This window comes from Burkholderia sp. YHN3-13 (genome assembly GCF_055810675.1).
In genome coordinates this window covers 1-24809 of sequence record NZ_JBVVNQ010000037.1, presented here as the reverse complement: position 1 = coordinate 24809, position 24809 = coordinate 1, and the positions used below count along the sequence as shown (strand labels likewise).

Sequence of the window (24809 nt, the reverse complement as noted above, 5' to 3'; positions counted from 1 at the left end):
GCGCCGATCATCAGCACGTCGCCGTGCGCGAAGTTGATGATGCCGAGAATGCCGTACACCATCGTGTAGCCCAACGCGATGATGGCGTAGACACTGCCGAGCACCAGCCCGTTCAGAATTTGTTGGACAAAAATGTCCATGTCACTCCCAAGAGTTGATTACTATTGGATCGGCATGCGAGAACGCCGATTACTCGTCGTTCTCGCTCGAAGTATCACTGCGTCGGACTGAGGTTATCGCCCGACACTTTGTACACGGTCACCGGCGCATCAATCCATTCACCGTTCTTGTCGAACGCGACCTTTCCGACCAGCGTCGAGAACTGGATTTGCTTGAGCATCGGAACGAACTTTTCGGGGTCAGTCGAATTCGCCGCCTTCATCGCCTGCGCGACCACCATCGTGGCCGAATAGAATGCCGGCGAGTAAACATCGTTCTTCACACCGAATTGCTTTTCATACCGCGCCGCGAATTCCGGACCACCGGGCAACGTCGCGAGCGGTGCGCCGCCTTCGGCGCAATACCCCCGCCCATTCAACGTTCCGGCAGCCAGCTTCGGCATATCGACCGAGCAGATCCCGTCCCCGCCTAGCACCGGAACCGCAAGACCCAACTGCTTGGACTGTCGCCCGATGGCGGCTGCCTGCGCGTAGTACCCGCCGTAGAAGATCGCGTCCGGGCGCTGAGCCTTGATGTGCGTCAGAATCGCGTTGAAGTCCGTTGCCTTGTCGTTGGAATATTCCCTGGCGACGACGTCGATACCGTTCTTCTTCGCCGTCGCGGCAAACACGTCAGCTACGCCTGATCCGTATGCCGTGCGATCGTCGATCACCGCCACGCGTTTTGCATGCAATACCTTTGCCGCATATTCGGCCATGCGTGCGCCCATCACGTTGTCATTGGCCGCAAGCCGGAAGACATACGGGAAGCTCTGCTGCGTGATCGCCGGATTTGAAGCGGCGCCGGTAATCATCGGAACACGCGCATTGTTGTAGATGCGGGACGCGGGAATGGTCACGCCGGAGTTGTAGTGGCCGATGACCGCCTTCACACCCGAATCGACGAGCTTCTGAGCGACAGAGACGCCCGTTTTGGGATCTGCAGCATCGTCCTCGGACAGCATTTCGAACTTGATGGATTGACCGTCGACGACGATCGGCGTCCGATTCAGCTCTTCAATCGCCAGCCGCACGCCTCGCTCATCGTCCTTGCCGAAATTCGATTGGCCGCCCGTCAACGGGCCCGCGACACCGATCCTGACAGTCTGATCCGCATGCGCGGCAGAAATCAATGCGGGGCTGATTCCCCCGAGCAACAGGGTGGCGATGGTGAGTTTGTGACAGTACTTCATGTGAAACCTCCGTGGCGTGGGCAAATTGGGTAGGCGACATGGTTGCAGCGTCAGGAGCGCTGGCACTAGATGGCCGATTGCGCTTGACGTGGGATAGTCAGTCCCGCCAGTGCGGTTGTGCAGATTCCAGAAGCCGCTTGAGCGAACGAAAATGAAGTCGTGCATATTCATCTCGATCACGGGCGAATTCACGAGAAGTCCGGCGAGCCAGTTCGTCGCTCACGCGTTTCAGCGGACGCCCGCTCGACATCGCGAGGATTTGGACCTGGGCGGCTCGTTCGAGGTAGTAGAGATCGTCGAGTGCCGCGGCAATCGAAGGGCCCGTGACTATCACGCCGTGGTGCTCGAGCATCAGGACACGCCTGGAAGACAACGCGGCTGCAATCCGGTCTCCTTCCTGTTCGCTGAGTGCAAGTCCTCCGTATTCCGAATGATCACGGTCGTAGGCAATGCGATCGAAAAAGCGAAGGCTGTTCTGATGGCACATTTCGAGGCGAAAGCCGTCGAGCGTCGTCAGTGCCGTGGCATAAGGCATGTGCGTATGAAGTACGCATGCGGCATCAGGCGAGGCGCGATGAACTCGGGAATGGATGTTGAGTGCGGTTTTCTCGACTCGTCCGACTCCGTCGATTACCGAGCCGGAGGAATCGACGAGCAGCAAATCAGCCGGTCGGATCTCTTCGAAGCTGAGTCCGAACGGATTGATCAGATACGTTTCCCGACTGCCCGGGAGCAAGAGACTGAAATGGTTGCATGTGCCCTCGTGGAAGCCGAGGCGCGCGGCGATGCGAAATGCCGCGGCCAGATCGTCGCGAGCATTCGCAAGCTCATCGGTCTTCGATCCAGGAAAAAAATCGGTGGCGTGTGCCATGGGGTCGTCCAGTGCAAGGTGTGCGTATGCGATTCCCCTTCAATGTAGTGAATCAAACCTGCACGAATACATGTACACTTTAAAACGAGGGTGACTAACTGTATTGGGTTCGTCGCCTGCACGGTTATATGGGCCGGTATTTTTGATGTGATAGGTGCGGCGATGAAACCGATACTGACGCTCGATCCCCAGGGGGAATCGTCCCTGGTTCAACAGATCGTGGCCGGGCTGACGGCAACGGTGAACGAAAGAACCTGGCGGTCCGGGGCCAAGGTTCCGAGCATCCGCGTATTCGCCGAGGCACATGGCGTGTCGACATTTACGGTCGTCGAAGCATACGATCGCCTGGTGGCGCAAGGCGTCTTGATGGCACGGCGTGGATCCGGCTTTTATGTCTCGGATCGAAACCGTAGCGAGATACCTCCGACCATCGAGAAACTCAACGAGGAATTCACGAACGGATGGTCGCTGCGTAACGTTCTGGAGGGAACGGAAGGCACGATTCACGCGGGCTCGGGATGGATTCCAGAGGCATGGTTCGACGCGGACGGCCTTGGGCGGGCGCTAAGACAGGTAGCGGCGCAGCCGCGATCGCTATTGGGGTACGGGCACGCAAAGGGGTATGAGCCGTTGCGTGAGCAAATCGTGCGGCAACTTGCGGAACACGAGATCGAGGCAAGTTCCACGGGCATCGTCACTACGCTGGGTGCCAACCAGGCGCTGGATCTCGCCATTCGTCACCTTACGCGCGAGGGCGATACCGTGCTGGTAGACGAGCCCTGCTACAGCGATCTGCTCGTTGCATTGCGATTGCGCCGGATCAAGGCAGTCGGGATTCCGATGACACCCACCGGTCCGGACGTCGTTTCGATGGAGCATGCGTTCGAGACTCATCGACCCAAAGTGTTCTTCACCAATACGCGGTTGCATAATCCAACCGGTGCAAGCTACAGCTCGGCATCGGCATTCAAGGTCCTGAAGCTTGCCGAGCGCTACGACTGCATCATCGTCGAGGACGACGTCTCTGCCGGTCTGGTGTCCGGAAATTCAGTCGCGCTCGCGTCCATGGATCAATTGAAACGAGTGGTCTATGTCGGCAGCTTTTCAAAGACCATCGGTGCCGGCCTGCGCGTGGGATTCGTGGCCGCGGAGCCCGCGCTTCTCGAGGGTTTGCTTTACCAGAAGCTGGTGTCCGGAATGTCGACGCCGACAATCACGGAGCAACTGGCACATGCAGTGCTGTCCGAAGGACACTTCAGGAAGCAGGCTGAGCAATTGCGCGATCGTCTCGCTACCGCTCAGGAACGGACCTGTCGCCGGCTTGAATCGATCGGTTTTGAAGTGTTCTGCGAACCTCGATGCGGAATGTTCGTATGGGCACGGCCCGCGGGAATCAATTGCGATTCGGCCGAACTCGCTGTACGTGCTGTCGACCACAAGATTCTTCTGGCGCCAGGCAATCTTTTCTACGCCACCAATCCAACCAGTAGTTGGCTGCGATTCAATGTTGCGCACTGCAACTTCGATCGTCTTTATGCGTTTCTGGCGCATGCCATTGCACACTGACCCGGTCTCGTCACGAAGCCTCCAGGGAATCGGCGTCGCGCAACGCACCGGTGATCTCTCGAACCCGCTCGAGTCGGCACGCGCATGAGCTAGCGTCCACGCCGCGCGCGGATTTAACTGTGCAGGCAACAAGGCCTCTACAGTTATCTAGCGATCCGCCGCAGTGTGCATGTATCTGTTCAGCTCGATTGCATAAATTGACGGACAACACGTCGCCCATGATTCCGATGCGGCGGTAACTCCGATCAATTTTCAGCATGAAAAAGATACGAAATTACAAAGCACTCCTATCGACTGGTGTCGTTTCGTCACGGCAGATCGTACTCGATATCGCGGACCGGACACTCGGCAGGCTCGACAGCTACCAGCGCATTCGAAGCATCATGCGCATGGAAGGTAGCGTACTGCATATCGGAACGCGCTCGTGGGACCTTTCGCGCAAGCGAAACGTCTATCTGGTCGGCGCCGGCAAGGCTTGCAACCACATGGCAATGGCAGTCGACCATGTGTTGGGTGATCACCTGACGCACGGTATTGCCATCGTGAAAATCCGTGAAGAATCGGACCGCTTCAACAAGACCGAGGTGTTCGTCGGTGGCCATCCCCTCCCGAACGAAGAAGGCCATCGGGCATCGAAGCAAATCATCGAACTCGTCGATCAGGCCGGACCAGACGACTTGTTCATCGCGGTGATCAGCGGCGGAAGTTCGGCGCTCATGTCCTGTCCGATCGAAGGCATCAGCCTGCAGGACGAGATCGATACCACGGACGTGCTGCTGAAATCCGGTGCAGGCATTTACGAGATCAATGCCGTGCGCCGGCACATCTCGGCCTTGAACGGCGGGATGTTGGCGCAGCGCATCCAGCGCACGGGTGCCGAACTGATCGGCTTCGGCATCAGCGACGCGGTCGGATCGCCTGCCACGGGTGACATTTCAGTGCCCTACGCAGCCTACAAAAGCACGCCGATCGGTCCCGACATGACGACCCTGGACGACGCTCGCGCCACGATCATCAATCGCAACGTGGCCGATCGCCTGCCCAAGAGCGTTGTCGACTATCTGATGAACGCAGGCCCTGACGCGGAGACCCCGAAGGCCTTTCCGGACAATACCTACTTCCTGCTCAACACGCTGCCCGACTCCTGCATTTACGCCAAGGCAGTCTGCGAGGAGATGGGTATCCCCGCAATGATCGTGTCGTCGTTCCTTGAAGGAGAAAGTCGCGACGCCGGCACCTTCTTCGCGTCGATGGCGCGCGAAATCCAGACGTACGGCAATCCGATCAAGCCCCCTTGCGTGCTTCTCAGCTCCGGTGAGGTGACGACGCTTATCGACGATAACAGCGTGATCAAGGGGCACGGCGGGCCTGGCCAGGAAATGGCCGCAAGTTTCGCTATCGCGGCGGCCAAAACCACGGGTGCCTGCCTGCTGTCGATCGACAGCGAAGGCACGGACGGCACGGCGACGGTGGCGGGAGGCATGACGGACTCGACCAGCTTCACCGCGGCTGCCGCAAAGGGAGTCAACCTCTATCAGGCACTGCGCGAGCACAGCTGCTTCGAAGCACTCGAGTCGATCGACTCCGCCGTTTTCACCGGCAACACCGGTACCAACCTGTGTGACTTGAACATCCTTTATGTTCCTGAACCGAACGGGAGCAAGTGACATGGAAGACAAGATCACATCCGTCCGGGCACTTCAGATCATCGATTGCAAGTGCCGGCCCGCAGTCGAAGTCGAGGTGCGCACCCAAAGCGGTGCGGTTGGTCGAGGTGCGGCACCCACCGGCACTTCCGTCGGGATGCACGAATCGTTCGTTCTGCGGGACGGCGATCCAGCGACCTACGACGGGCTCAGTGTTCATAACGCCGTCGACAACGCGGTCAATGTAATTGGTCCGGCGCTGATCGGCATGAACGTGTTCGATCAGCGAGCGATCGACGAAAAAATGATCACGCTCGATGGCACACCTAATAAGTCCCGCCTCGGCGGTAACACGATTTACTCGGTATCCATCGCGGCATTCCGTACGGCGGCGAATGCCCGATCGATTCCGCTGTACGATCACATCGCCGGCCACGACATCAGGACCGTGCCGGTCCCATGCTTCAACGTGATCAACGGTGGACGATACGATGGGCTCACCCAGCCGTTCAACGAGTTCTTGATCGTGCCGTACGGCACTGACAGTGTCGACTTCGCCATCGAAATGGCGGTGGCCGTGTTTCAGAAGCTTGGCCATGTACTGACCGAATATCTGGGCCACAAACCTCAAGTCGCCAGTTCCTATGGCTACGCCGCCCCTTCCGATGACCCGGAAGTCGTGTTGACGCTGATGCAAAAGGCCATCGATGCCTGTGGCTATACAGGCCGGATCGCGTTTGCGCTCGATTGCGCGTCAAGCGAGATGTACGACAAGGAAACCCGCACGTATCTGCTGAAAGGCAAACGGGTGTCCACCTCCGAACTCATTGCCTATGCCCGCTTCCTGACCGAGAAATTCAATTTGGTCTTCATCGAGGATTTGCTCGATGAAAACGACTGGGAAGGCTACAGCACGGCGGTTCGAGAAATTCGACGATCGATCATTCTGGGCGACGATCTCACGGTCACCAGTCTCCCGTTACTTGAGCGGGCTTTCGAGACTCGTGCCGTGGACGGGTTCGTGTTGAAGCCGAACCAGGTCGGAACGATCACGGAGGCGATGGATGCCTATCGATTTGCGCTGCAACACGGAATGATCGCGGTGCCCTCGGGCCGCTCCGGTGGTGTCGTGGATGACGTCGTGATGGATTTTTCGGTCGGCCTCGAAGTTCCGCTCCAGAAGAATGGCGCCCCCCGTTCCGGCGAGCGGATCGAAAAGCTCAACTTCCTGTTGCGGGCAAATGCACGAAGCCCGGGTTGTCGCCTCTACGACATTTCGCCACTTCTCCGATTCTGACCACTGAGTCGGGATCGACGCTTGACACCCACCATCTTCCTTTTTCAACGAGGTCTGCACCATGTATCCCAAGATCGACTTTCTGTACCTTTCCGAGCCGGACATGATCGCAGCTGGCGTGCTGGATGCCGCGCGCTGCGTGTCCGTATGCGAGGAGACATTCGGACTCCTCGGCAGAGGCGACTATCTGATGGGTGGCGCCAATCACAATAACCACGGAATGAACATCGTCTTCCCGAAAGAGACGAAGTTCCCGAACATGCCGGTTGCCGGTCCGGACCGCCGCTTTGCTGCAATGCCCGGTTATCTGGGCGGTCGCTTCGACGTGTGCGGCAACAAATGGTACGGATCGAATCACGCCAATGCCGAGAAAGGCCTGCCGCGCTCGATCTTGACCATGATGCTCAATGACAAGGACACGGGTGCGCCGCTGGCGCTGATGTCGGCGAACTTGTTGAGCGCGGCCCGAACCGGAGCCGTGCCGGGAGTGGCGGCAAAGTATCTAGCCAACCAGGATGCGAGAAGTATGTCTGTTATCGGTTGCGGCCCGATCAACAAGGCGTGCTTCACCGCGATCATGACCCAGCTCGGCTCGATCCAGCACGTCGTCTGTTTCGACGTCTTCCTCGACAAGGCGAACGAGTTCGCCGGTTGGGTTCAGCAAACGTACGGGATTTCCGCCACCGGTACCGATGAGGCCGAGAAAGGCTTCCGTGATGCAGATGTGATCACCGTGGCAGCGTCGCGTCTGAAGCCGCTCTATTTCAAGGACGAATGGATCAAGGAGGGCGCGACCATTCTCGTCTCAGGCCCGTTCAATACCGACGAGTCGTTCCTGACCGGCGCCAGGATCGTATACGACCATACCCCGCTGCAGGAAGCCTATGTCGAGGACGCAATCGCATCGGGCAATAAGGAAGGCTACTACAGCAGCGTCATCGGCGGCCCGTTCTTCCGTCTGATCGATGCAGGCAAGCTGCCCGCTCTGTCCGACTCGACCAGCCTCGGTCACGTCGTGAACGGCGACAAGCCCGGCCGGGAGAGCACGAAGGAGCGCGTCATCTTCATAGCATGCGGGATGGCGGTTTTCGACATCAGCTGGGGGACGGAGCTCTATAACAACGCGCGGGAAAGGAAGATCGGCACACCCCTCAATTTGTGGGAAAAGCCGGCTCTCTGATCGGGTCACCGTGAATCGCGCTCCCGGCAATTGAGCCGCCTGGATCCCCCTGGAAGGTGCCGAGCGCCAGTGTCGGGACTTTCCTGAGCCTTCGGCCATAGGCCGAAGGCTCATGCCGGGCGAATGCTGGCAAGCGTCGAGGTTTGGGACCGCTTGCACCAAGTGAAGCTGACTGGATAAAGCTTTCAGCCTTGCCGTTAGTCTGCCGACGATGCGCCCGCGGAAGTTTGTATAGGCGCTCACAATTAGCGCTAGCAGTGTTCACAGGCGCGCTAGCTAGTATGTTGCTGTCTATAAATCAACCGTGGGTTTCCAGTTCGGTGCCGCGACCGCGACGGGGTACGGCCACAAAAGCGACCTCGCCTCGGTCGTTTCCCCTGCGTAGGAAATGTTCGACCCGTCCCTACATCAAGCGACCACGAATGTTTCAACTGATGCTCGACACACCGGACGAGCGTCATTGGGGTGGTCTTGATTTCCGTGCGCTTTTCCGGTTAGACGCCTTTAGGCCTGGCAAGGCCTTGCCTTGCGGCTCTAAATATTAATTCCGATAAAACAATGGTTTAGTGTCTACCCTCCGCTAACGAAGCAGAGGGTGTCTCCGGACGAGGTGAATCGAAGATGAGAGGTCCCTTCAGCGGCGGCGCCAGTTCACCCCGTCGTTAGGCGCTCCGACTGGTTGACGGAATGGAGTTGTCGACCGCGATACTCGGCAAGATCCGCTTTGCGTACAGTGACACGGGAAAATTGAAGGTGCCGCGCAAGTTGATGCCCTCGATATGAGTTGGAGCGATTCGCCGGAGTTGCTCGGTCGCGATCGGCTGCCCCCGGCTAGCTTCGATGTTCTCCAGGGCTCGTTGCATGTGGGTGGTGTTCCAGGCCATCAAGATGTTCGAGAGCAGGGTCAACGCCGACGACACTGCCGCGAGCGATTCCTGGCGCCGAGCTAGCTCCACCGGAATGCGACCGATGTGAATTGCGCGTTGCACGGTATGCACGGCTTCTCCCCGATTCAGGGCATGTTGCAACTCCGACCGGAAAGAGGTATTGGTGAAGTAGTCGATCAGAAAAATACTTCTGAATAGGCGGCCGATGTGAACGCCGCCATCGTACACGGCCTGCCCTCGAGCAGCTGATCCGAATCTGGCAATCGCTTCGACCGCCGTGCATTGGCCAGAGCAAATTGATGCGGCGATCCTCACGATCGAGGCGTTCGATACGCGCCTCGAGTTCCTGAATACGCTGTTGATCCGGCGTGATTGCCTTGCCCTGCGGCGTGACACCCTGGCGTTCCATCTGAAGTTGCTGCACCCAGCGGCGGAGCACCGTCTCGCCGACGCCGGCCGAGCGGCTTGCTTCCATATGGCTATAGCCCTGGTCGAGCACCAGACAGGCGGCTTGCTGTTTGAACTCCGGGGAAAACGTACGTCGTTGCTTGCTCATCAGACACCTCTTCATGGCGACCATTCTCGCCTAAATCAGTGTCCGGATTCATTAGACCACTACACCATCGCAGTGGTTACCTCGGTCGGACAGATGTTGCCGGATTCGGCATTCCGCTAGTATGCCGACGGATGCGCGGCGCGTCGTGGTTCGGCGAGGCGCCGTCCGCCGAGTCGCACGTCGCGCGATGCTGAGAATTTCTCGCCGATCGCACAATTTATTTCTCGTCACGCACGGGAATCTCAACGCCTAACCTTGGCGGGCCTCGCCGGCATGCGCCGGCCGGGCGGAGATCCTATCCGTTCAATACGAGAAATTTCATGAAAAGAAGACTGATTCTGTCCGCCGTCGCGCTTGGCGCGGCCGGCGCGGCCAACCACGCGTGCGCGCAAAGCTCGGTCACGCTGTACGGCGTGATCGACGACGCGATCCAGTACACGCACAACGTCGCGGGCAAGAGCACGAAGCTCGGCCTGACCTCGGGCGTGATGTCCGGCAGCCGCTGGGGCCTGCTCGGCTCGGAAGACCTCGGCGGCGGCTTCAAGGCAGTGTTCCGCCTCGAGAACGGCTTCAACGTCAACACCGGCGTGCTGAACCAGGGCGGCCGCGAGTTCGGCCGCCAGGCGTACGTCGGTGTCGCGTCGGCGCGCTGGGGCACGGTCACGCTCGGCCGCCAGTACGACGCGCTACGCGATCTCGTGCAGCCGGTGCAGGGCGACAACTATTTGGAGTACTTTACGTCGCCGGGCGACGTCGACGATGCGGACAACAGCCTGCGCTTCAACAACACCGTGAAGTGGACGAGCCCCGTTTCGTAGACCGAAGCAAAGTTGTCACCGTTTGCGAAGTAAAAATGTCACTTCAGAGGTCGACACCGACGCGGAATCGGAAAATTGCCAAGAAATCATGGATTTGCGTACCGCGAAATAAAATCGTCACCGCGCGTGGTGTCGCGAAGACCGGCGTCAATTCCCCGTAGTGCCTGCTGTCGCAGTCACGCGATGTTCAACCCTTGCGTTTGAACAGGCGATCGTTGATCGCGCGTGCAACTTCCGGATCTGCGCCCTATCCCAGGTGACGTTCGTAATAGCGTCGCGTCAACGCCTTGCGGTACGTAGACTTCATCGGACAAGCCTTGTCTGGCGACCAACCGCCGCCTCCGTAACTGCCACCACAGATCGCGCATCGATACGGCGACTCGAGCAGGCGAACATTCACGACGTAGGGGGCCTCATAGCCGCAGCGGCGACACGCAGTTTCCAACTGCCGATAATGTGCCGGACAGGTGTTGAATTTCAGCATCTGGTGCACCACGCTATGGTAGCCGCGCGCAATGCAGCTGCGGCAGTGACGAAACAGTGGACTGTACTGGCGCCGCTGACTCGGGTGCAGCAGTCCAATCTCGAGCGACGCATAGGGAATACCGAGGATGCTGTGTAGCCGCGCAACACTGACGATACCGAGTTGGGGTACTACGCCCTCGTACGGATCGACATCGGGGCCCATCACCCGCGCCACAACATTCCCAGGCAATGCATTTACTTTCTCGAACTTCCACAAAATCGACACGAGCGATTCGCAGGGGTCCAGCCAGCGCTTGTTGAACACGTAGCCCATCGACGGTGTCAGCTTTTGCTCGTCGAGCGTCAGAATCGGCAGGCGCGGCGGCTGGAGCGACGCTCCGCTACGCTGTGGCGAGGACCTGGCCGGTCGCATGGCGAGACTGAATGTAACCACATTGATGCGCCGCGCGCGTCCACAAGGTCGGCTCGGGACAGTAACCAGGCGCATCCATTAACTCGCTGTCCTTCAAAACGATTTCCACCGCGCGCGCGAACGACTCCATCGGAATCTCGAGACGGCCCGGCAAACGGGCCTTGTGGTGGGCCGCCTCGAACGCCCGCCAGAGTTCACTCGCGTCGTCGAGCAAGCGATAGCCGGCGTCGAAAGCCTGCGGCAGATAGAATCGCGTAAAGCTCCAGTCGCTCGTCTCCGGATACGCAGTCTGATCGTAGCCGTTCAGACAGGTGGCGACATCGGCGACGTTGCGAATTCCGTAAAACGGCAGTTCCTCGACCATCAGGCGCGCGACGATCTGCGTCTTGCCGGCAATCTGCAGGGCGGTTTTCTGGGAGAGCAGTTCCTGTTGGCCGACGAGGAACGTGAACAGCTTAATTTGCTGGCGATCGAGTGCATCGTGAACGTCACGCAACCATTCGTATTCGTTTTCGTTGTATCGCTGCGCCTCGTCGCAAAACAGCAGCACGGTGCCGCTGCCAGCACGGGCAGCCGCTTCGCGAATGCGCAACGTCAGACGCATGCGCTTGGCCGAACCGACACCCGCGTTCGGGTTATGGTCTCCAACGGCCTCGAGCAAGTTGACGAAGAATGGGCCTTCGGCGTGCCGCGGCTTGTGCTCGCACTGCGCATGGTAGCTGGTAATCTTTGGCAGGTCGCGAGCCAGCAGTAGGCGCAGATATTCAATTGCCCGGGTCTTACCAATGCGCGGCGGGCCATAGATAAGCGCGCCCATGATGCGATAACGCAAACATTTCGTGACAAGATCGTAGAAAGCCTCAATGGCGGGCGTAGCGATCCGGTAATTGCCGGTCGCCAAGGGATGCAACGCCGGATCGATGGGACGTGGAACCTCGACTGACATGGTGTCCTCCTCTCGGAAACGTTGGATCAACCTACCTGACCGGTGCCGATCTTCAGCTTGCGCGGATGCGCACGTACCTGTGGGACTTCGGGCTGCACTACACTGGTAGCCGGGTAGACTACGGCGGTCGACGTGGACATCGATGTCGACACCGGTCCCGGCGGCGTCCGAACGATTGGCGCGGCCGCCAGAATGCGAGCCGCTTGCGCCAAATCGGACGCGGCTCGGCGGGTTTTCCCCGCTTGCTCGAGTTTGGCGCGGATGTACTTCTCGATCCCGCTGGCATCCAGTGATGCCCGCAGACGCTTGCGGCTTTGGGCCTTGCGAATCTCCTGTCGCAAGGTCAGGTTGTGCGGCACGACGTGCCACGCACCTTGCGCGTCGAGGACACCTAATTCGGTGCCGTCGAGCAGGAATGCACGGACACTGCGCAAGTCGTCCGCGTTCAGGTAGACGAGCAGCTGCTTACCGATGAGCTCAGTGCTGCAAGCCAGAACGGGACTCGAATACCGTACACCGTAGAGGTTGATATGCGGTCGGATACCCTGATTCAGATAGGCGTGGACACGACAGCGCTTCGCCGACTGCATCAGGCACAGCGTGCGACGGCGAGGCTCCGGCAACCAGTTCACGAGCGTGTGTCGGCCACGGACGAACGATTCCATCGCCTCGAGCGGCGAGACGTTGTTGAGTCCGGTGTGCGGCGTGCCGTTGTAGCTCGCGATTGCGTATTCGACCAACTCTTCGAGCTCGTCGAAGGATACGAACAAGCGCAGATTCCCCTTTGGGTCCGACAAAGCGCGACGCAAATCGCGAGGATGGCCGCCGGTGTAGCCCGGCAAGCGCGAGGACAACCGAGTGGCGATCGTGCCAAAGAACCGCTCGATGTAAGGACGCTCATCCGGACTGTGCTTCGGTCCGGCCGCGACCTGGCAGCCAATGAACTCGCATAAAGCGGTCAGCGTCTCGGTGGCGAGATTCGCCTTCGCGTTGTCGAGCTTGATGCGCTCCCACGTCACGTACGCCAGCTCCGGCATGCGTTGAGACGGGTACCCATCCATGGGACCGTAGCCGAGTTCGCGAATCGTGAAGGACCGGGCTCGATGCGGCTCGAGCGCCGATTCGATCGCTTTGATGACGTCGTAGCGGCTGTATTCGCGAGCCAGAACGAGGTGATGCCCGAGCACAGCGCGTGTGCAAACGTCAATGATCACCAGCAACCAGGCGCGTTCGATTTCGAACTCGTGCGTAAAACCGAGCGGATCAAGCATCACGATCTTGAGCCGGATATCGAGCCGGTGCCCGTCGAATTCAACGACCTGGTAGGGGCGTGTCGCGACGGGCGCAGCGAAATCATCGCTGCGCGGCAGGCCTTTCAGATGCGTCGCGCCGGCGGCACGCGCAGCGGTGCCGAATCCGCTCAGCAGTTCGCTTTTCACGCGGGCCGAGAGCGAGCGGATCGCGTGGCTCGCCGTATTGAACGGATAGTCGGCAGCCATGAGGCCGCACTGACGACATTGCTGCAGAAAGCCCGCATGCAGTCCTTGCAGGCCGCGTAGGCGTGTGCGCAATTCTCCGCCGGTACGGATCTCGATCAACGCGACGCGGTGCTGCTTGATTTGCAACCGCAGCCACGCCGCGAGCACCGGGAAACGCTCAAGCAGTTGCGACAACGCGCCGACGGCGCCGCGGCTTCCGCGTTCGCCGTTCGGTTTCACCGGACTCAAACGGACGTAATCGGCAACGCGGGCGTGCAAGACCAGCGCGCGAAAGCCATAGAGGCGACCGTCCGGGTGCGCTGCGAGTGCCCGCTCGAGCAGGCGATAAAGTTGTCGTCGGTTGACTCCCGTGCTCTGCTCAATCTCCTTGATCGCAGCGCCACGCGCATACTGCTCGATCGCTGTCATACGCGCCTGGATCGATTCCCTTTCGGCAGTATCAAACTCGGTCCACGCGATGGTCGGCCAGGTCGACGGATCCAGTGTCTGAAATTCCGGCTTGCGACGTGCCATCATGCCGCCTCGGTTGCGACGAAGCGCGTCAGCAACGACAGAGGCTCGGTACGCAGATCAACCGCGTCCACGTGCCCTGCATACACGAGCGCGAAAATCGCCGCACGGACCAGCGCCGGATCGCCGACAGAGAGCTCACGCTCGATCTCGAGCAAGGTATGCGGCATCGTCACGAAAGTTTCGACTGCGCGTAGGAGCGAAGACGCGACCAACCCGCGCGCCGCGACCAGGCAGGGCAGCATGTGCCGCCAGTTATCGATCCAGGCGCGCGCGGCCGCGAGGTCGGTTGATGTCACCGACCGGACGGGAACGCCGTCCAATTCATACTTGGGGCGAGCAGCACGGAGCCGCATGTCCGCGAGCGAATCGGACAGGATGACCACCTCTTCGCGGTCGGCATAGCGGATCCAAAAATCGGCGAGGTAGCGCTGTCCGTTGAGCTGCACGTAACCCGGCCGCTCGCAAAATGATTGGACAGCGGGATCCGTTTCGATGAGCAGCCACAGTTCGGGCGCGCCACGTTGAAACAGCGTCAGTCGACGATCGAGTTTGAGGCTGAAGGCGTCCAGCCGGGGTGCGCCGCGGGGGCGCGGCGTCGTAACCGGCCGCATTGCGTGCCGGGAATCGTCCATAAGATCAGGGCCTTACAGTCGGGCTTCGAAGTCTATGACGCGAGTTGACAAATTTAATTCGGACATATGCGAATTGACGACTTTATTTTGGTGAGACCGCCAATAATGTCGTCAACTCACACGCCACATGCCTTGAACCGCGGGGATTCTGGAGTGACAGAATTAATTTGCTCTACGGATGCAGACCGCAGGATTGACGACGCCGAGCGTGCTGCGCCGCGCACAATTCCCGGGCGATCTGTTCGCGCGCGAAAACGTGCGTCTGGACTCGAGGGACTTCTTCAAACTCTGGAGAGCTATCGAGGCCGAAGCCCATGCTGTGCAGGCAGACTGCCCGGCGCCATTGCGCGTTGCGCAGGTGATGTCTTCCGACTGGTTCGACCCGGAGCTTTTTGCCGCGCTCTGCAGCGCCAACATGGAGGGTGCACTTCACCGCATTTCGAAGTACGTCAGGCTGGTTGCGCCGATCGAGATCAACGTGGGACGCACGGCGGCGCACTGCAACGTCACAATCGACTTCCTGGACCGCACGGAGTCTCCACCGAGCGTGTTCCAGGCGTTCAAGCTTGTGTTCTTCGTGCAACTCGCACGACTCGCTACGCGCAGCCAGGTGCAACCGTTACGGGTAGGCTGGCCGGTGCCGCCGGGATCGGAGTCGGACCTCCGTGCGTACGAGGCCTACTTCGGCGTACCAGTCGACTGCACCTCATTGGCCACACTGGTTTTTGCGGCAGCGGACGTTGAACGCCCCTTCCTGACCGAGAACCACAAGATGTGGTCGTATTTCGAGCCTGCCCTGCGTCAGCGGCTGGCTGGGCTGGATCGAACTGCCAGCATGGTGGAACGACTGCGCAGCGTACTGCTCGAGGCGCTGCCGGCCGGTGAACTGTCGATGAGTGTCGTATGCCGCAAGCTCGGGGTCAGCACTCGGACCCTCCAGCGAAGACTGAAGGATGAAGGCTCCAGTTTCCAGCAGACGCTGGACAGTCTGCGTGAGTCGCTCGCGCAACACTACCTCGTCAATTCATCAATGTCCGGCGCAGAAATTTCCTTCCTGCTGGGTTTCGAAGATCCCAACTCCTTCGCGCGGGCATTTCAGGCATGGACCGGAAAAACCCCGCAAGCGGTGCGCTCGGCGCTCAGGCAAGACGGCCCCTGAATCCCTTCGCATGAGGTGCCTGGGTTCTGGCACTTGTCGCTGCTGGCGTCCACGTCGCCGTCACGGACTACCGAGCGGATGTCAGCGTTTCTCCTCTCGAATCAGCAGCTTAGCACCAGACTCGGCGGAATTTGCGAATCCCGAACGCCCCTCGTATATGACCGGCCCGTAACCGACCTCGCCGCCGAGCTTTTCAGAGACAGGAAGTGACGACAAAAGGGTGAACGCTTTCTAGAACGTGTGCCGAATGCCGACGGCAAAGGTGTTGCCGATGGGATGATCGCTCAGCTTGTCGATAGAGTAAATTGCGGAAATGTCCGTCCGCTTGGACAGCAGATGGTCGTAACCGAGTGCGGCAGTATTGCGAAGGCTGTTGGTCGTATGCGTAGGACCGGACCGTTGCGTACGCGCCCACTCAGCAAGCAGGAAATCGGCCGGTGTGAACGGGATCGAAAAACCCGCCTCGTACGTGTGGCTGCCTGTCGGCGTACTCACGTCACTTGTCATCGCCCACGCGCCATAAAGTGTCACGAGCTTGAAGTCATAGGCCGCGCCCGCGAGGTAGGCGTATTGTGCGCCCACTGGCCCCGCTGCGGTGTAGCGTACGCGCTGGCCGGACACCACTGCCGTGAGACCGTGACCTTGATAATTCAAATGCACGCCGAGATTGCCGACGCCGGGCGACCCCGCAACGCCACCCAGGCCATAGATCACGGTTGCGCCGAAACCTTTGAAGTCCGGTGTTGTGTACTTGGCGGTGTTGTTCCACACCGTATCGCCAATGATCGTGCCACCATAGTTGGTCACGAACGTCTGGAGGACGAGAGGCGAAAAGACAGTCGACGAACTGAACGGGTTGATGAGGGATTCGGCTGTATAGGTCGGATTTCTTTGGCGCCCGAAGGTCAACTGACCGAAGTCGCCTTGAAAGCCCACGTACGCATTGCGTGAAAAGAACGGGTCTGTGGCATTGCGGCCCTGCGCGCCGTTTTGAGGCTGGAAGAAGCTCTCCAGAGCGAAGATGGCGCTGACACCGCCGCCCAGATCTTCCTTGCCGCGGATTCCCCAGAATGATGTGGTCAATCCGCCGCTGCCCATGAGTACCGTGGATTGAGGCGTATCGCTACGTCTGACACTGCCGACATAGGTGCCGACGATCCCATACAGCTGGACTTGCGAACCACTATCTGCGCGGGCGCCGACAGAGGTCAATGCGAGGCCGGCGCTGAGCATCGCTGCTACGCCAAGTGTGCCAGCGACTTTCCGCATCGAAGCGCGGTCCATGACCCGTTGTGCCTTTTTCATTTCCGTTGTCTCCATTCGTTTTGTTATATGCGATCTTTGCCGCACGACATCCGATAAGGACTACAAACAGAGTCGCGGAACGTTGTCGCTATCTGTGAACCTGTCGCGCTGAAATTATCGGTGTTTCGAACCAGGACGCTCCTTCCCCTTGACTCACATCAGGAGAAGGAGCGGCAAGGGATGCGAGCGGCTACGGGGAGATCTCTTCGAGAGCGCGATTGGTGGTCTCCACCATTCGCGAAGCTACAAAGAAACCCATAGCGCTGACCACCGCAAAAAGGATGAATACCGCCGCGATGCCCTTCCCTGTCAATACGACGCCCACGATCGCAGGCGCGGCAGCAGAAGCGGCCCGCAGCCAGGACGTCGCGAGGCCAGTACCAATCGCGCGCATCCGGGTCGGATAGATTTCAGGTGTGTACAGGTACAGCAGTACGGTTGTGGTTGCCATCACTGCGTATGCGGAAGATCCCAAGAACATCACTGACCAGGCACTACCTGCTCCATGAATACCCAGAGCGGCGAGCAGGATCCCGCTGATGATGAAGCAGGCCATTGCCCAGCGGCGGCGCCCGACACGATCGATCAGCAACGCGCAGGCAAGCACCCCGCACGTACTCAGGACGTTCGAGATGGACGCCATGTGAAGCGACTCTTGCAGCGGCAGATGGTAGACCGTCTTGTAGAGGCTGGGCAGCCAGTTGTTGATGCCGTTCGCGACAAAATATGAGGTCGCCCAAAGTAACCACACTACGATGGTGCGCCCGCGGTAGAACGGCGAAAAAAGTTCCTTCCACGATCCCGTCTGCTTCGACTGCAGGCCGTTCAGCAGGCCGACCACGCGCTCATCAACTTCAGCCTTCTGCGTTTTCGTATCAAGGTTTCGCTTGGGCGTGCTGGCCTCCAGTCGCTCGATGATTCCTTCCGCCTTATCGAAGCGCCCCTTTGAAATGAGCCAGCGCGGCGATTCCGGGAGTCGTGCGATCAGGAAGGCGACAATTATGCCCGGGATGCCCCCCACGAGGAACATGTACTCCCAACCGAAGCGGGGGACGATGAACGCCCCCAGTTGCGCGGCTGCGAGCAAACCCAGCGGGAAAATGAGTTCGTACAAAATAAAGAAACGTCCCCGGCCGTGCGCTTGCGACAGCTCGTTGATGTACGTGGCCGCGACGGGCACTTCTCCTCCCACGCCGATGCCTTGCAGAAAGCGCATTAGGAACAGCATATGGAAGCTGCCGGTGAATGCGCAGACGATGCTCATGGCCGACATCACGCCCACAGTCACCGTCGCACTCGGTACGCGACCGATGCGCTCAGCGAGCCAGCCGAACACCAACGCGCCTACGACCTGGCCGAGATAGCCGGCGGCGATCAGCACGCCGATCTGGCCGGCCGAGAGATGCCAGAGGCCAATCAATACGGGCAGTACGAAGGCAAGCGATAGGGCGTCGAATGCGTCAAAGAGGGTCGCGCTGCCCATGATGATACGGGCCTTGGTGTGCCACCGGCAGAACGGTACGTTCTCGATTCGGAACAGCAGGTTCGCCGCACGCAACTGCTCGCTCGTGGTGCGCGTTGCGCTCTCGGATTGACCAACACCGACGCTGTAGGCGGTCAAAGGGGTGTTCATGCTGTCTCCTGAAAAGCTGCATTTTATGGGCCCTCGGACTTCGTCTTTTTTAAGCACCGTCGCGCTTCTGTCTTGTAGTGTCGCGATGTTGGAGCTTGTTTGGTCGTTTCCCGATCCTGTTATGGGCGACGTGCGAAACGAGCGTTCGTGCGTCGCCGTGACGGCTTAACGCGGATAGCGAAGCGGGGGCAGCGCTTCGCTATCGTCATAACGGCTATGAATGCGCCGCTTCCGCGTCAGTCGACGAGGCCTGCCGAACGCAGTGCGTCGGCGATTTCAACGTCCGCGCCTTCCGCGAGCGGCAGCAGCGGCGAGCGCACCGTCGCGTGCTCGAGAATCCCGCGAGCCACGAGGCCGTGCTTGAGTGCCACGGTGCCTTCCATGTGCGAGCCACGGTGGTACACATTGCGCGTGACGGGCAGCAGACGATCGTGGATCGCGCGTGCGGCCGCGTAGTCTTTCGCCTTACCGGCCTTGATCAGCTCGATGAGCGGCTCGGGGGCCAGGCCGCCGTAGCCGACCAGTGCACCGTCAACGTCGAACATCGTGTGCAGCAGATACTCGTCGTGGCAGGTCAGGATTTGCAGTTCCGGACGCTCGCGACGGATGATGGGGATTTCAACATCCCAGCGACGCATGTTGCGCACGCCGTTTTTCATCGCGAACACGCCCGGCTGTGCGGCGATTTCGAGTTGCGTTTCGAGGTTGTACGTCGCCTTGGTGGCATCCGGGTACTGGAACAGGATCAGCGGCAGGCCGCTGCCTTCGTAGATGGCGCGGTAGCGGTCTTGCGGCGCACCCTTCTGGTAGCCGAAGCGCAACCAGCCGTGCGACGGATACACCAGACCAGCCGACGCGCCGGCCTCGACCGCGCGCTTCGCTTCGTCGACGGCGACTTGCGTACCTTCGAGCGTGATACCGGCGATGACCGGAATCTTGCCGTCGACGGACTTAACGAAGCTTTCGATGACCTGAGCCTGTTCTTTCTGCGTCATGAACGTGCCTTCGCCAGCGTGGCCGAGCACCGTCAGACCTTTCACGCCTTCAATGCTGCCGAGCCAGGAGCCCAGACGTTGAATTGCTGCATGGTCCACCGCGCCGTCGCGGGTGAAAGGGGTAACGGGTGCCGGGACCAGACCGCGCAGATCGATTGCTTTCATGACGTCTCCAAATGTGAGCTTTTCCGCTCCTCTTTCGTAGAGGAGAGCCCGCTGCTCGTTTCGCTTCAAGCTGGAACAACGGTGCATGCGTTGCAGTGTAGGGATGGACGCCTCATGCGAGAACTGCCTAGCAGCACATTTCAGATATACTGATTTGACATATCTGATTGGAGGCCGGAAAGTGGACTACGCGGCTTGGAAGCTTTTCATCGACGCGGCGGAACTCGGGAGCTTGAGCAAGGCGGCCGTTGCCTACGGAACCAGCCAGCCACATATCAGCCGCCAGATCGTTGAACTGGAGCAATACTGCGGCGGCCGCCTGTTCCAACGGACGGGGCGCGGCGTGGTATTGACCGATTTGGGGGCGCGGATTGCCCCGCGCGTCAGGACATGGCTGGCCAGCACGGAACAGTTATCCAACGACATTCGCAGTTCGGCCGGAGAGCCGATCGGCGTGGTCCGACTCGGAATCTTGCCCTCCACCGCTCATCCGCTGGTCAGCACGCTCTACCATCGCCTTCGAGAACGTTATCCCCTAGTGCAGTTACAGGTGCGCGAGGGTCAGGGGGCTTTGTTGGATACGTGGTTGGAAAACGGCAGTGTTGACCTCGCCATCCTCTTTCGAAATAGCCCGACGCCGAAAGACGGTGACGAGTATTTGGTTGAGGCGGCGACTTACCTGGTCGGCGCGGAAGGCGACCCTTTGACCAAGCACCCTACTATTGCTTTTTCAAAGCTCGACGGGATTCCGCTGGTCTTTTTCTGCCGCCCCAATAGCTGGCGCGACCGGCTCGAACAAATTGCAGGTGAACATCAGGTCTCCCTGAATTTTGCGGCAGAAGCCGACTCGTTGAGTCTGCAGGGCCACATCGTGGCCGATGGCGGCATCTATGGGTTGCTCGGACCTTACGCGATTGCCACTCTTGAAAAAGAATGCCGGTTGCAGGCGTCAATGGTGGTTGAGCCGTCCGTGCCGCGCTTCATTGCGCTGGCCATGTCGCCCCACGGCGAACTGACGCTGGCGTGCCGCACGGTGAAGCAGCTCACCAAGGAGATCGCGCGGTCGCGCGCCCTCTCCTCGGACCTGCGACTGGGCGTGTCCGCTGCCTTTCTGCGGTCCATCTGAAAGCTGTACGCGCGCAACAGTGTGCTTTTCGCAATGTAGTATTGTCAGAATAAGGGTAAATACCTAGCTTTAGGCGCATATACTTCGAGACTTCTAGCAGTACTTCAGTTGAACCGACGCCCAAAATTACGTATGTGATGAAACAGATTATCGTGACGGCTGGCCTCGCCCTGCTCGCCTCGGCTCCCCTTACGTCGTTCGCCCAGAGCGACATGCCGCTCTCGCGCGCACAAGTACGCGCCGAACTTGCGAACCTCGAACAAGCCGGCTACAACCCGCTTTCCGTTGATGTGGACTACCCGGCGGGGCTCCAAAAGGCTGAAGCGCGATTGCAGGCTGAGCAAACGTCATCGCAGCGTCAGGCCGCGATTCAATCCGGCGCACAGCAGCACTGATTTTTGCCGTTCTTTGGACGAAGAGCCGGCACGCCTCGTTTCGGCTGGCCGAATTCGGCCAGGGGCAGAATCATGATCTCTCGCACGGGGTGTCGGCCACAGATGCAGCGACGCTTCCCGGAGACGAACCGTCGTTCGAACGTCACGATGCCGGCGGCCGCGAGCGTCCCTTCCTGGCCGAACGCGGCCGGCCACCGCCCTACAACGCGCGACCGGCGCAGATCGACCCATCTCCGCCATAGGCAGCGTCAGTATCACAGTCTGCAGTTCGCTCCCCAAACAGCCACCCAACTCTCACGGACGCGTTTTCTCGAAGTCGGAAACAGCAATGAATGGGGCTGCGGCGCGCCCTGATGGCGCCCTTGTCCTAGCGCAAGAGCTCAACAATCACGACATCAGTGTCGTCTCGCGCCCTCAATACGAGCCGCGCTTCATCTCGAACGGCAATGCCATCGCGTCGCGTCAGCCTGATCGGCCCTATGTCCAGTCGCCCATGATCCGCAACCAAATAAGCCGAACCGGGCATCGGCAAAACGTGCTGCATTGCCGCGCCTTCGCGCAGCGTCGCGATACGCACCCGCGCGTCGGCATGGAGGGGCAAAGCACCCGTGCGGACATCCTCCGGATCGCCGCTCGCCAGTGTGACGAATCGGCCCTCTCGACATCCTGGCGAACAGACCCGCGTCGAGCAGCGCGGCGTACCGGCCGGTGTGCGCGGACGGAGCCAGATCTGAAACTGCCGCGCGGGTATGTTTTCCTCGTTGCGCTCGGCATGATGGATCGCCGTGCCGGCACTCATCACGTGGACGCAGTTGGCAACCAGGCGCGCGCGATTGCCCGCATCGTCTTCGTGGGTGATGGCCCCCGAACGTACCCACGTGACGATCTCGACGTCGCGGTGAACACGAAGCCCGAGGCCCGCGTGCTGCGCGAATTCGATGTCGTTCCACATATGGAGCGGACCGAGCGGCGCATGGTCGGCGTGCCCGACGTCGCCCGCGCGGAAATGTTGGCGGACATCAACGCCGTCGCGCCGGATTGCGTCAAGCGAAGGAAAAGGCCGATGTTCAATCATGACGATGCTCGATTCGCGTGCGCCGGGCGTGGATCGCGATCGTCGAAGACCGCGTCCACCACACCCCGCGTGCTCAGCCTGGCTCAGATCTGTTGCTGGCCGCCGTCGACGAACAATTCGATACCGTTCACGAAGCTCGCGTCGTCCGAGGCCAGGAACAGCGCCGCGCCGGCGATCTCTTCCGGTTCACCGAGGCGCCCCATCGGAATCAGGGAAGCCAGGTAATCGGCAAGCCCTTGCCGTTGCGTGGCGTCGTCACCGGCGAGGTCGAGCAGGCCCGGCGTGCGAGTCGCGCCCGGGCTGATCGTGTTCACGCGGACGCGGCGCTCCTTGAGGTCGAGAATCCAGCTGCGTGCAAAGGCACGCACCGCCGCTTTCGAAGCCGAATACACGCTGAACGCCGCGGTGCCTGCGCTACCTGCCGTCGAGCCGGTGAGAATCACCGATGCGCCCTCGGCAAGCAGCGGCAGCGCTTTTTGCACCGTGAACAGCACGCCCTTCACGTTGCGGTCGAAGGTGTCGTCGTAGTGCGCTTCGGTGATGTTGCCAAGCGGCAGCATCGAGCCGCCGCCGGCGTTCACGAACAGCACGTCGAGGCGCCCCTGTTCTTCCTTGATTTGCGCATACAGCGCGTCGAGTTCATCGAGCTGGGTGGAATCCGAACGGACGCCGGTCGCGTTGCCGCCGGCTTCGCGAATGCCTTTCACGGCGGCATCGAGTTCTGCCTGTCGGCGGCCCGTGAGATAGACGTGCGCGCCTTCCGCCGCGAAGCGTTGAGCGGTGGCGAGGCCGATGCCGCTGGTTGCGCCGGTGACGAGTGCGATCTTGTTGTCGAGTTTGCGTGCCATGGTGATTCTCCTTGCGGTTGGTAAGTGGGTCACTGCGTTCGGTGTTGCGTGCTGCGATGTGTGGAGAATATCGACGGCCCAATCTTTTCGAAATAGAATTAATCGCAATCAAACGTTGCATAAATGAAATGATGAGGGGAAATGGCTCAACTACCTGATTTCGAGGGGCTGGCGATGTTCGCGAAGGTGGCCGAGCACGGGTCGTTTGCGGCTGCCGCGCGTGCGACGGGGGTGTCGGTCGCCACGGTCTCGCGCGGTGTCGCTCGCCTGGAAGAGCGGTTGGGCGCACGGCTGTTCAATCGCACGTCGCGCCAGCTCTCGCTCACCGAGTTCGGCCGGACGATCAGCGAGAAAGCCGGCGAGATCTATCGCCAGGCCGAGGAGGCGGAAAGCTCGGCGCGCGAAATGTCGGTGCAGCCACGCGGGCTGGTGCGTCTAGCGGTGCCGATGTCGTACGGGCTGCGCTGGGTTGCGCCGCTGCTGCCGGGCTTCTTTCGCGCTTATCCAGAGGTGTCGATCGACCTGCATCTATCGGACGCGTCGGTCGATCTGGTCGCCGATGGGTTCGACGCCGCCCTGCGTATCGCCGCGCTTCCGGATTCATCCCTGGTCGCGCGGCGGCTGTGCGCGGTGACGCAATTCGTGGTGGCGTCGCCAGAATATCTGAGACGTGAAGGACGACCCACGCATCCGCGCGAGCTGGTGGATCGCCCCTGTCTCTCATATGCGTACCGTGCGCGTAGCGCTGTATGGCGCTTCACGAACGACGCAGGCGAGGAGGAGCCGGTGATGCCGACGGGCCCGCTGCGCGTGACGAACTCCGATGCGCTGTTGCCCACGCTGCTCGATGGCCTTGCAATCGCCGAGCTGCCTGAATTCATCGCGGGCGAGTATCTGGCCGATGGCCGTCTTGAAGCGATCCTCACCGACTGGTCGCTGACGAAGGGTGGTCTTTACTTCGTTACGCCGTCGGCGCGCGCGCGGCCCGCGAAAGTCGCGGCGCTGTCGGATTACTTTGCCGAGCACCTTTCCGAGCCAACATGGCGGTGGCCGAAATGAGGCATCGGCGCAGTTGATCAGCCGGCGTCCTTCGTTGCATTCATGCAATGATGGATTTCAAACGATTCTATTTCGACAATAACGACCGATCCGTATTCTCCCTTCCACCGGCTGCACGACATCACGTCGCAAGCCACTCGATCAGGCAAAGGAGAATCACGATGAACACGCAAGTCTCACCGAACACGCCCGATACCGCGACGGTTGCCTTCCTCGACGCGCTGAACAGCGCCACCGGCCCGGCAATCCGCTTCCGGGGCCTCATGTGGCCGGTGGTGTCACGGGTCGGCAATATGGAGCCAATCCAGGGGCGGCGTAAAGGAGCCACCTGAGGGGCGGCATATAGGAGCCAGCCCAGGGTCGGCGTAATGGCGCCGGCCCCGGGTCGG

Annotated in this window: 21 protein-coding genes and 3 pseudogenes; 10 read left to right on the top strand and 14 right to left on the bottom strand. The window is 60.2% G+C overall.

Going from position 1 to position 24809, the window contains the following annotated elements:
• The 3 genes from AC0KUR_RS36850 to AC0KUR_RS36840 form a co-directional block, all read right to left on the bottom strand.
• A partial coding sequence (locus AC0KUR_RS36850) for an ABC transporter permease subunit (RefSeq protein ID WP_437124202.1) occupies positions 1 to 140 on the bottom strand: 140 nt, incomplete at its 3' end.
• A 74-nt stretch (positions 141 to 214) separates the two neighbouring features.
• A complete protein-coding gene (locus AC0KUR_RS36845; protein ID WP_059620791.1) occupies positions 215 to 1351 on the bottom strand; it encodes a branched-chain amino acid ABC transporter substrate-binding protein in 1137 nt (378 codons plus the stop codon).
• A 97-nt stretch (positions 1352 to 1448) separates the two neighbouring features.
• Positions 1449 to 2222 (bottom strand): aldolase, encoded by a 774-nt coding sequence (locus AC0KUR_RS36840; RefSeq protein ID WP_473377296.1) that lies wholly within the window; start codon positions 2220 to 2222, stop codon positions 1449 to 1451.
• Between the two features lie 162 nt (positions 2223 to 2384).
• Between AC0KUR_RS36840 and AC0KUR_RS36835 the strand changes: the two genes are divergently transcribed.
• The 4 genes from AC0KUR_RS36835 to AC0KUR_RS36820 all read left to right on the top strand — a co-directional run bounded on the left by AC0KUR_RS36835 (position 2385) and on the right by AC0KUR_RS36820 (position 7911).
• Positions 2385 to 3788 (top strand): aminotransferase-like domain-containing protein, encoded by a 1404-nt coding sequence (locus AC0KUR_RS36835; protein WP_473377295.1) that lies wholly within the window; start codon positions 2385 to 2387, stop codon positions 3786 to 3788.
• Positions 3789 to 4045: 257 nt separating this feature from the next.
• Entirely contained in the window at positions 4046 to 5455 is a 1410-nt protein-coding gene (locus AC0KUR_RS36830) for a glycerate kinase type-2 family protein (RefSeq protein ID WP_473377294.1), read from the top strand.
• A gap of 1 nt (position 5456) precedes the next feature.
• A complete protein-coding gene (gene eno / locus AC0KUR_RS36825; RefSeq protein ID WP_473377293.1) occupies positions 5457 to 6731 on the top strand; it encodes a phosphopyruvate hydratase in 1275 nt (424 codons plus the stop codon).
• Between the two features lie 61 nt (positions 6732 to 6792).
• Entirely contained in the window at positions 6793 to 7911 is a 1119-nt protein-coding gene (locus tag AC0KUR_RS36820) for a tyramine oxidase subunit B (RefSeq protein ID WP_473377292.1), read from the top strand.
• A 662-nt stretch (positions 7912 to 8573) separates the two neighbouring features.
• Here AC0KUR_RS36820 and AC0KUR_RS36815 read toward each other — a convergent pair.
• Positions 8574 to 9113, bottom strand: a pseudogene (locus AC0KUR_RS36815) (Tn3 family transposase); the annotation flags it as partial.
• Positions 9109 to 9354 (bottom strand): annotated as a pseudogene (locus AC0KUR_RS36810) (transposase); the annotation flags it as partial. The pseudogenes AC0KUR_RS36815 and AC0KUR_RS36810, both read right to left, overlap by 5 nt.
• A 320-nt stretch (positions 9355 to 9674) precedes the next feature.
• Between AC0KUR_RS36810 and AC0KUR_RS36805 the strand changes: the two are divergent.
• A pseudogene (locus AC0KUR_RS36805) lies at positions 9675 to 10166 on the top strand (porin); the annotation flags it as partial.
• Between the two features lie 253 nt (positions 10167 to 10419).
• Here AC0KUR_RS36805 and AC0KUR_RS36800 read toward each other — a convergent pair.
• The 4 genes from AC0KUR_RS36800 to AC0KUR_RS36785 form a co-directional block, all read right to left on the bottom strand.
• The gene (locus AC0KUR_RS36800; protein ID WP_081053972.1) at positions 10420 to 10971 is read right to left on the bottom strand and encodes a hypothetical protein; all 552 of its coding nucleotides are present in this window, start codon (positions 10969 to 10971) and stop codon (positions 10420 to 10422) included.
• Between the two features lie 67 nt (positions 10972 to 11038).
• The gene (locus AC0KUR_RS36795; protein WP_034178713.1) at positions 11039 to 12016 is read right to left on the bottom strand and encodes an AAA family ATPase; all 978 of its coding nucleotides are present in this window, start codon (positions 12014 to 12016) and stop codon (positions 11039 to 11041) included.
• 26 nt (positions 12017 to 12042) lie between these two features.
• Entirely contained in the window at positions 12043 to 14028 is a 1986-nt protein-coding gene (locus tag AC0KUR_RS36790) for an integrase core domain-containing protein (protein ID WP_034178682.1), read from the bottom strand.
• A complete protein-coding gene (locus tag AC0KUR_RS36785) occupies positions 14028 to 14660 on the bottom strand; it encodes a hypothetical protein (RefSeq protein WP_034178681.1) in 633 nt (210 codons plus the stop codon). The genes AC0KUR_RS36790 and AC0KUR_RS36785 overlap by 1 nt, the downstream gene beginning before the upstream one ends.
• 193 nt (positions 14661 to 14853) lie before the next feature.
• Between AC0KUR_RS36785 and AC0KUR_RS36780 the strand changes: the two genes are divergently transcribed.
• Positions 14854 to 15819 carry an AraC family transcriptional regulator gene (locus tag AC0KUR_RS36780; RefSeq protein WP_473377291.1) on the top strand — a complete coding sequence of 322 codons (966 nt, stop codon included), beginning with the start codon at positions 14854 to 14856 and terminating at the stop codon, positions 15817 to 15819.
• Between the two features lie 231 nt (positions 15820 to 16050).
• Here AC0KUR_RS36780 and AC0KUR_RS36775 read toward each other — a convergent pair whose 3' ends face one another.
• From AC0KUR_RS36775 to AC0KUR_RS36765, 3 genes are all read right to left on the bottom strand, one after another.
• Positions 16051 to 17124 (bottom strand): porin, encoded by a 1074-nt coding sequence (locus tag AC0KUR_RS36775; protein WP_473377290.1) that lies wholly within the window; start codon positions 17122 to 17124, stop codon positions 16051 to 16053.
• 190 nt (positions 17125 to 17314) lie between these two features.
• A complete protein-coding gene (locus AC0KUR_RS36770; RefSeq protein ID WP_234743354.1) occupies positions 17315 to 18757 on the bottom strand; it encodes an MFS transporter in 1443 nt (480 codons plus the stop codon).
• A 236-nt stretch (positions 18758 to 18993) separates the two neighbouring features.
• The gene (locus tag AC0KUR_RS36765; RefSeq protein ID WP_011548553.1) at positions 18994 to 19917 is read right to left on the bottom strand and encodes a dihydrodipicolinate synthase family protein; all 924 of its coding nucleotides are present in this window, start codon (positions 19915 to 19917) and stop codon (positions 18994 to 18996) included.
• 181 nt (positions 19918 to 20098) lie between these two features.
• Here AC0KUR_RS36765 and AC0KUR_RS36760 point away from each other — a divergent pair, with 181 nt between their 5' ends.
• Together AC0KUR_RS36760 and AC0KUR_RS36755 are read left to right on the top strand one after the other, a co-directional pair.
• Complete coding sequence (locus tag AC0KUR_RS36760; protein WP_011548554.1) at positions 20099 to 21043, top strand: LysR family transcriptional regulator; 945 nt, start codon at positions 20099 to 20101, stop codon at positions 21041 to 21043.
• Between the two features lie 137 nt (positions 21044 to 21180).
• Positions 21181 to 21438, top strand: coding sequence for a DUF4148 domain-containing protein (locus AC0KUR_RS36755; RefSeq protein ID WP_011548555.1), 258 nt, complete (start codon positions 21181 to 21183; stop codon positions 21436 to 21438).
• 367 nt (positions 21439 to 21805) lie between these two features.
• Here AC0KUR_RS36755 and AC0KUR_RS36750 read toward each other — a convergent pair whose 3' ends face one another.
• Both AC0KUR_RS36750 and AC0KUR_RS36745 read right to left on the bottom strand, forming a co-directional pair.
• Positions 21806 to 22513, bottom strand: a complete 708-nt coding sequence (locus tag AC0KUR_RS36750; RefSeq protein ID WP_011548556.1) for a pirin family protein — start codon at positions 22511 to 22513, stop codon at positions 21806 to 21808.
• An 83-nt stretch (positions 22514 to 22596) separates the two neighbouring features.
• Entirely contained in the window at positions 22597 to 23361 is a 765-nt protein-coding gene (locus tag AC0KUR_RS36745; RefSeq protein ID WP_217588782.1) for an SDR family NAD(P)-dependent oxidoreductase, read from the bottom strand.
• A gap of 141 nt (positions 23362 to 23502) precedes the next feature.
• Here AC0KUR_RS36745 and AC0KUR_RS36740 point away from each other — a divergent pair, with 141 nt between their 5' ends.
• Positions 23503 to 24420, top strand: a complete 918-nt coding sequence (locus AC0KUR_RS36740) for a LysR family transcriptional regulator (protein WP_059752078.1) — start codon at positions 23503 to 23505, stop codon at positions 24418 to 24420.
• Between the two features lie 161 nt (positions 24421 to 24581).
• Positions 24582 to 24752, top strand: coding sequence for a hypothetical protein (locus AC0KUR_RS36735; protein ID WP_473377289.1), 171 nt, complete (start codon positions 24582 to 24584; stop codon positions 24750 to 24752).
• Positions 24753 to 24809: the final 57 nt, after the last annotated feature.